The following is a 7809-nucleotide window of genomic DNA, read 5'->3' as shown; positions in this document are numbered from 1 at the left end:
CGGTGGGGCTGGGCGGGGGCGTTGAGCGCCATGGATGGCGCGAAACGAGGCCTGCATGGACGCAGTTTTTGCCGTCCCCCGACCAGCCCCACCGCCCGGCCCACCCCCAGATGCCGCTAGAAATCAGCCACCCGCGAGGGGGTCTCACCCGTTCGACCCACTCACAGCGCCAGCGCCATCTCCACCGGAGCAGCAACCGGCACCGCCAGGCACTCCCGCACGGGCGCGAAACTGCGTCGGTGCTCCACGCACGGACCATGCGCGCGCAACGCGGCAAGATGCGCCGGTGTGCCATACCCCTTGTGCTGGTCGAAACCAAAATGCGGGTACTGCACGTGCACCTGCTGCATGTACCGGTCGCGGCTGACCTTGGCCAGGATCGACGCCGCCATGATCGCGCGGTCGATGGCATCGCCACCGATCAGCGCTTCGCCCGGCAGCACCAGGCCCTTGGGCACCACGTTGCCATCTATGCGGGCGAGGTCGGCCACGTGGGCGACCGCGGCCACCACCTCGCGCATGCCCTGCAGCGTGGCCTGGTAGATGTTCAGCCGGTCCACGGTGGGCGCGTCCACCAGCACCACATGGAAGGCCAGGGCGCGGTCGATGATGCGGTCGTACAACTGCTCGCGGCGGGCGGCGGTCAGCTGTTTGGAATCATCCAGCCCGTTGATCCGCGGCCGTGCCGGGTCGAAGACCACGGCCGCCACCGCGACCGGACCGGCCAACGGACCGCGACCGGCTTCGTCCACGCCGGCAATGCGTCGTACCACCGCCGTGGCCGGGCCACCGGCGCCGAACAGCGCCAGCGTGGCAGCGGCCGCACCACGGCGGCTCACGATGCCACCGCTCCGCGCGCGACCAGTTCGGCTACCGCGTCGGCCGCGCGTGCCGACGCATCGCGGCGCAACGCTCCGTGCAGCTGCTCGTAGGTCGCTTGCAGGTCGATGATCTTCTGCGGATGGTCGAACCACTGCTGGATCGCCGCGGCCAGCTTTTCCGGCACGCAGTCGTGCTGCATCAGTTCCGGTGCAAGATCCTTGTTGGCCAGGATGTTGGGCAGTGCATAGCGGTCCACCTTGAGCAGGCCCAGCGCCTTGACGAGGCGGTAGGTCAGCTCGTTGACCCGGTAACCCACCACCATCGGCCGCTTCACCAGCATCGCTTCCAGGGTGGCGGTACCGGAAGCGAGCACCACCACGTCGGCGGCGATCATCGCAGTACGTGCCTGGCCGTCCAGCACATGCGAGTGCACCACCGGCAATGCCGAGCGCGACAATTGTTCATCGATGAGCGCGCGGCAGGCCGGGTTGGCCGCCGGTACCACCACGTGCAGCCCGGGGATGCGCTCGCATACCTGCCATGCCGCCTCGAAAAACGGTTCGCCGAGCCGGCTGATCTCGCCCAGCCGGCTGCCGGGCAGCACCGCCAGTACCTTGGCATTGGATGGCAGGCCCAGCGTAGCGCGCGCCTGCTCGCGGTCCACGTGCAGGGGAATGTCATCGGCCATCGGGTGGCCGACGAAACGGGCGTCGATGCCGTGCCGGGCATAGATCGGCGGTTCCATCGGGAACAGACACAGCACCAGGTCGGCGCTGGCGCCGATCTTCTCGGCACGCTTCTCGCGCCAGGCCCAGACCGACGGACTGACGTAGTGCACCGTGCGGATGCCCCGCTGCTTCAACCAGCGCTCCACGGGCAGGTTGAAATCGGGTGCGTCGATCCCGATGAACACATCCGGCTGCCACTCCAGCACGCGCTGGCGGAACTGCGCGCGCAGTTTCAGCAGGCGCGGCAGGTGGCGTAGTACTTCGGTCAGGCCCATCACCGCCAGCTCGCTGGCATCGAACCAGGTCTGGCAGCCGGCACCGCGCATGCTGTCACCGCCGATGCCGGCGAACTCGGCATTCGGGAAGCGCGCCTTGAGCTCGCTCACCAGGCCTGCGCCGAGCAGGTCGCCGGACGCTTCGCCGGCCACCAGCGCAACGCGCAGCGGCCTGGGATCGACGCGCCCCGGCAGCGGGGCGTTCTGCACGCGCAGCAGCGGGATGACCGCAGCGGTCGGCGGCAGCGGCGCAGGACTCATCGCAGCAGCGGCCGCTCGGCCTGTTCGATGAACGCCAGCAGCTCGGCCACGTCTTCGCTGCTGCGGGCCTGTTCGGCCAGCTGCACCTTGGCTTCGGCCAAGGGCAGGCCGGCCACGTACAGCGTGCGGTAGGCGCGCTTGATGCTGGCGATACGCTCGGCATCGAAGCCGCGGCGCTTGAGGCCTTCACTGTTGATGCCGCGCGGGCGGCCCAGCGAATCGCTGCCGACCATGGTGAACGGCGGCACGTCGCCATTGGTCAGCGCGCCCATGCCCAGGAAGGCATGCGCGCCGATGCGGCAGAACTGGTGCGCACCGGCAAAGCCGCTGATGATCACGTGGTCGCCCACGGTCACATGGCCAGCCAACGTGGTGTTGTTGGAAAACACGCAGTGGTTGCCGACGTGGCAGTCATGCGCCACGTGCGTATAGGCCAGCATCCAGTTGTCATTGCCCACGGTGGTGATGCCACCGCCGCCGCCGGTGCCGCGGTTGAGGGTGACGAACTCACGGAACACATTGCGGTCGCCGATCACCAGTTCGGTGCGTTCGCCGGCGTACTTCTTGTCCTGCGGTTCGCCGCCCACCGCCACATGGCCGATGAAACGGTTGTCACGCCCGATCCGGGTGGGGCCGTGCACGCTGCAATGCGGTCCGATCTCGGTGTTCTCGCCGATTTCAACATCGGCACCGATCAGGGTGAACGCGCCCACGCGGACGCCATCGGCGAGTTTCGCCGATGGATCGATCACGGCCGTGGGGTGGATCAACGGAGCGTGTCCGCTCATCGGTGGTCCTCCTGTTGGGTTATTCGCGGGTGCCGGCACACATGACTTCGGCGCACGCGACGATCCTGCCGTCGACGAAGGCCTTGCAGTCGTACACCGCCATGTTGCGGATCACGCGCTTGATCTCCACGTGCATCTCCAGCACATCGCCGGGGACGACCTTGTCACTGAAGCGGACGTTGTCGACCTTCACCATGTAGAACAGCTTGGACTGTGCATCGCGGCCGAGGGTGAGCTGGGTCAGCACGCCGCCGGCCTGCGCCATGGCTTCGATGATCAGCACGCCGGGCATGATCGGCTGTTCCGGGAAATGCCCCAGGAAAAAAGGCTCGTTGATGCTGACGTTCTTGCGCGCGACGATCCTGCGGTTCTCGAAGTCGATCGATACGACCTTGTCCACCAGCAGGAAGGGGTAGCGGTGCGGGATCAATGCCCGGATCTGGGCGATGTCCGGCAGGGTCTGTTCCTGGCTCATTCCTTCTCCTTGCTCACAGACAGGATGCGACGGGCCAGCGCATCGAGCTGTTTGAAGCGCGCGGCGTTCTTGCGCCACGTGCGATTGTCGGTCAACGGGGTGCCGGACGAGTACTCGCCTGGCTCGGTAATGGAGTTGCGCACCACGGACTTGCCGGTGATCACGACCTTGTCGCAGATTTCCAGGTGGCCGACCACGCCCACCGCACCGCCCAGCAGGCAGTAGCGGCCGATCTTGGCGCTGCCGGCGATGCCGGTGCAGCCGGCGATCGCCGAATGGGCGCCGATCTGCACGTTGTGGGCGACCTGCACCAGGTTGTCCAGGCGCACGTCTTCGGCCAGCACGGTGTCTTCCAGCGCGCCGCGGTCCACGCAGGTATTGGCGCCGATTTCGCAGTCATCGCCGATACGCACGCCGCCCAGCTGCGGCACCTTGATCCACTTGCCGGCGTCCATCGCCAGGCCGAAGCCATCGGCGCCCAACACCGCGCCGGGATGGATCCGCACGCGCTTGCCCAGCTTCACCCGGGTGACCAGGGTGACCCGGGCGATCAGTTCGCAGCCGCTGTCCAGCGTGCAGTCTTCGCCGATCACGCTGCCGGCGCCGATGATGCAGTTCTCGCCGACCACGCTGCGCTCGCCGATGGTGACGAATGGCCCGACGTGGGCACTGGCGGCCACCTGCGCGCTGGGGTCGATGACCGCGCTGGGGTGGATGCCCGGCGCGCGCGTGGGCGCCACGTCGAACAGGGCGGCGATGCGGGCGAAGGTGTTGTAGGGATCCTTGGCGACCAGCGCGGTGCCGGGGGCGGCCTCGGCGTCGTCGGCGCGCAGCACCACGATGCCGGCCTGGCTGTCGGCCAGCTGCGCGCGGTAGCGCGGGTTGGCCAGGAAGGTGAGCTGGCCGGGTCCGGCATGGGCCAGCGTCGCCACGCCACCGATCAAGGTGGAGGCATCGCCATGGACCTGCAGGCCGAACTGCTCGGCGAGTTGCTGGGCGGTGTAGGTAGGAGTGTTCACGCGGGGAGTTTACCGCGTGGCGGGACGGTGGTCATGTTACCGGGGATCCGGCGGGCCGCGCCCCTGGTGGGTCCCCATTCTGGTCGGCACGCTTTCAGCGCAGTCGACCCTGAGTCGACCCGACCAAGGCGGTGATCGCTGGCGGTAGGTGCCGGCCGCTGGCCGGCACGCTGTATCGCATTAGGCCGTGGTCCTGAGCACGCTGGGGCGCAGCATCCGCTTACCATCGCTCACACGAAAATGATTCGCGGCCAATTCCAATGGTAGATCGCAATCCAATTTCGAGGAATCAGAGGAAGACGTAACCAAGCGGCCCGTTGTTAACGGCTCCGGGGACCCCCTCGCAATTGGCTTGGAGTGTATCGAAATGGCGGAAGTGCTTCCCGTTCCAGCGAAAGACGCAGCGAAACAGCGGCATCGTGCCTGGGAGCTGTGAGGTCGCGATGTATCCTTTTCGGCCGTAGGGCTCTACAACTTGGCCTTCGCAGTTCTCATCTACTGATGAAAAATAGTTCCAGTTGCCAGGCCCGCCACAACCATAGATAGCAGTTCCTCCAGCAAATGGGGTCGATGAAATGAACCCCAATGAACCTTCTAGTATGAAGCCAATTTTTTCCCAGTTCTCTGGCCAGTAAAACTCTGTTGAATGAGTGTTGGATACCTTGCGATATGCTCTAAAAATCTCACGAAGATTGACTTGGCTTGGTAAGGAAAATGAGCTCGCTTCGTCGAATGATGTTGCAGTGGTTGGTGCTCGTCCTTGCGCAGCTGCGCTGCCGCTTGCGACGAGTGCCGAAATCCCAAGACCTATTGCAAATATTTGAGGCTTCATGACTTTCCTTGAGTGCGGACAATTGTCCGTCAAGGATTCTCAGGCGGACCTTGGCTGCGATGAAATGGGTGATAGCGACGAGGCGTTGGGAATGACGAATAAATGCAAGCTTAAGTGCGAACGTGTACTAATAATAAATCCCATCAAACGGCCGCGTTGAGGGCGCGGGTGGCATAAAAAAACGCCGGGCTATGCCCGGCGTTTTCGTTTTTCAGCACTTCGATGTTTTTAGAACTGCCCACCAAAGGTGAACTGCAGGCGTTCGACTTCGTCGCCGTCTTCCTTCTTCAGCGGGAAGGCGTAGCTGATCGAGATCGGGCCCACCGGAGCGCGCCACAGCAGGGCCACACCAGTGGAAACGCGCAGTTCGTTGGCCTTGAAGTTGTCCACGCCGCTATACACGTTGCCGAAGTCCAGGAACGCCGACACGCGCGCCGACGGGCTGTCGAAGAGTCGCGGGAAGTAGGCTTCCACCGAGCCCACCGTCTTCAGCGAGCCGCCGAGCGGCTGGCCGTTGCGGTAGCCATTGGTGATCTCCGAACGCGGGCCGAGCGTATTGTCTTCAAAGCCGCGTACCGAGTTGGTACCACCAGCATAGAAGTTCTCATAGAACGGCAAGCCGGAGGCAGTAACGGTACGCCCGTCAGGCAGAACGACCGTGCTGTCGTTGCCATAGCTGTCGCCATAGCCGACTTCTGCGCGGGTGTTGATCACCAGCGAAGGGATGATCGGCCAGTACTTGCTGATCTGGTAATTCAGCTTGTAGTACTCGACGGTCGAGCCCGGCAGGGTAGCCTCCAGGCCGACGCGCTGGTACGTACCGCGCGTGGGCATGAAGTAGTCGTTGCGCGAATCGCGCGCCCAGCCTAGTTCCGAACGCCACGCGTGGAAGGTCCTGCGGCCAACGGCGTTGATGTAATCGATGATCGACTGCGGCGTCGAGCCCGGGTACGTCGTGATCTGGTTGCTGTCAATACCAAACATCAGCGAAACCGTGTCGGTCTCGGTGATCGGCACGCCGAACACCATCTGCGCGGCACCGTTGGTGCTGTTGTACTGCGCGGTGTTGAAGTCGGAGTAGTCCAGTTCGCGCCAGGACAGGTTGTAGCCCAGCGACACGCCGTCATCGGTGAAGTACGGGTTGGTGTAGCTGAAGCCGTAACGCTGCAGGTAGCTGCTGCGCGATGCTTCCACCGACACGCGGTTGCCGCCGCCGAGGAAGTTGTTCTGCGACAGCTGCACCGAGGTGGTCATGCCGTAGGACTGGGAATAGCCCAGGCCGAACACGAAGCTGCCCGAAGTGGTTTCCTTGACGTTGTACACAACGTCGACCTGGTCGTTGCTGCCGGTGACCGCCGGGGTTTCCACTTCCACCGCCTCGAAGTAACCCAGGCGCTGCAGGCGGATCTTGGAACGGTCGATCGCGGCCTGCGAATACCAGCTGTTCTCGAACTGGCGCATTTCACGGCGCAGCACTTCGTCGGACGTGCGGGTATTGCCGCGGAACACGATCTGGCGGACCGAAACGCGCGGGCCGGGGACGACCTGCATGTTGATCGCTACGGTACGGTCGGCACGGTTGCTGGTCGGGATCGGGTTCACCTTGGCGAACGCATAACCGATGTTGGACAGCGAATTGGTGATGCTGTTGCTGCTGAACTCCAGCAGCGCGCGCGAGAACGTGTCGCCAGCCTTCTGGATGACCATGCGCTCGACATCTTCCTGCGGCAGCACCGTATCGCCGCTGACCTTGATCTCGGAAATCTTGTACTGCTCGCCTTCGGTGACGCCGGCGCTGATGAACATGTCGCGCTTGTCGGGGCTGATCGACACCTGGGTGGAATCGATGCTGAAGTCCACGTAGCCGCGGTCCAGGTACCAGGAATTGAGCTTTTCCAGGTCGCCGGACATCTTTTCCTTGGAGTACTGGTCGTCGCGGCGGTACCACGAGGCCCAGTTGTGTTCCTTCGACTCCCAGGTATCCAGGATGTCTTCGGCTTCGAACTTCTCGGTGCCGATCAGGTTGACGTGGCGGATCTTGGCCGCCTTGCCTTCCTTGATGGTGATCGCGATGTCCACCCGGTTGCGGTCCAGCGGGCTCACCACCGGGGTGATTTCCACGTTGTACTTGCCACGGTCGTTGTACTGGCGGCGAAGTTCCTGGGTCACCCGGTCCAGGCTCAGGCGATCGAAGGTGCCGCCTTCGCTCAGGCCGATATCGCTCAGGCCCTTCAGCAGCTGGTCGGACTTGATGTCCTTGTTGCCGGTGACGGTGAGCTTGTTGATGGCCGGACGTTCCTTGACCGTGACCACCAGGATGTCGCCCTGCCGGTCCAGCTGCACGTCTTCGAAGAAGCCGGTCTTGTACAGGGCGCGGATCGTTTCACTGATCTTGGCGTCGGTCAGTGCCTGGCCGCGTTCCACCGGAAGATAGGTGAAAACGGTACCGGAGCTGATGCGCTGCAGGCCGTCAACGCGGATGTCGCTGACCGTGAAGGGGGCGGCAGCCTGGGCCAGTGCGGGGGCGCCGATGCCAACAGCGAGGGCGAGGGCCAGCAGGCGGCGGTTCGGGAGTCGCGTCATGTCACGTCCGGTTGAGGTCGATTGCG

The 7809-nt window shown here is 64.3% G+C and carries 7 protein-coding genes; all 7 read right to left on the bottom strand.

What is annotated here, in order from left to right; all coding sequences use genetic code 11:
• Positions 1-161: 161 nt before the first annotated feature.
• The 7 genes from ABE522_RS04910 to bamA all read right to left on the bottom strand — a co-directional run bounded on the left by ABE522_RS04910 (position 162) and on the right by bamA (position 7783).
• The gene (locus ABE522_RS04910; RefSeq protein ID WP_346590747.1) at positions 162-839 is read right to left on the bottom strand and encodes a ribonuclease HII; all 678 of its coding nucleotides are present in this window, start codon (positions 837-839) and stop codon (positions 162-164) included.
• On the bottom strand, positions 836-2086 hold the full coding sequence (lpxB, locus tag ABE522_RS04905) for a lipid-A-disaccharide synthase (RefSeq protein ID WP_406846307.1): 1251 nt from the start codon (positions 2084-2086) through the stop codon (positions 836-838). Before lpxB ends, ABE522_RS04910 begins: the two co-directional genes overlap by 4 nt.
• Positions 2083-2874, bottom strand: a complete 792-nt coding sequence (gene lpxA / locus ABE522_RS04900; protein ID WP_346590746.1) for an acyl-ACP--UDP-N-acetylglucosamine O-acyltransferase — start codon at positions 2872-2874, stop codon at positions 2083-2085. Before lpxA ends, lpxB begins: the two co-directional genes overlap by 4 nt.
• A gap of 19 nt (positions 2875-2893) precedes the next feature.
• On the bottom strand, positions 2894-3349 hold the full coding sequence (gene fabZ / locus ABE522_RS04895) for a 3-hydroxyacyl-ACP dehydratase FabZ (protein ID WP_346590745.1): 456 nt from the start codon (positions 3347-3349) through the stop codon (positions 2894-2896).
• Positions 3346-4368: a UDP-3-O-(3-hydroxymyristoyl)glucosamine N-acyltransferase gene (gene lpxD / locus ABE522_RS04890; protein WP_346590744.1), complete on the bottom strand. Its 1023-nt coding sequence runs from the start codon at positions 4366-4368 to the stop codon at positions 3346-3348. The genes fabZ and lpxD overlap by 4 nt, the downstream gene beginning before the upstream one ends.
• Positions 4369-4657: 289 nt before the next feature.
• Positions 4658-5200, bottom strand: a complete 543-nt coding sequence (locus tag ABE522_RS04885) for a hypothetical protein (RefSeq protein WP_346590743.1) — start codon at positions 5198-5200, stop codon at positions 4658-4660.
• Positions 5201-5428: 228 nt separating this feature from the next.
• Positions 5429-7783, bottom strand: a complete 2355-nt coding sequence (bamA, locus tag ABE522_RS04880) for an outer membrane protein assembly factor BamA (RefSeq protein ID WP_346590742.1) — start codon at positions 7781-7783, stop codon at positions 5429-5431.
• Positions 7784-7809 lie beyond the last annotated feature (26 nt).

The sequence above is a fragment of the Stenotrophomonas lacuserhaii genome, assembly GCF_039674585.1.
GTDB lineage: Bacteria > Pseudomonadota > Gammaproteobacteria > Xanthomonadales > Xanthomonadaceae > Stenotrophomonas > Stenotrophomonas pennii_A.
The sequence above is the reverse complement of the archived record's forward strand: the minus strand, read 5'-3'. Positions and strand labels throughout refer to the sequence as shown.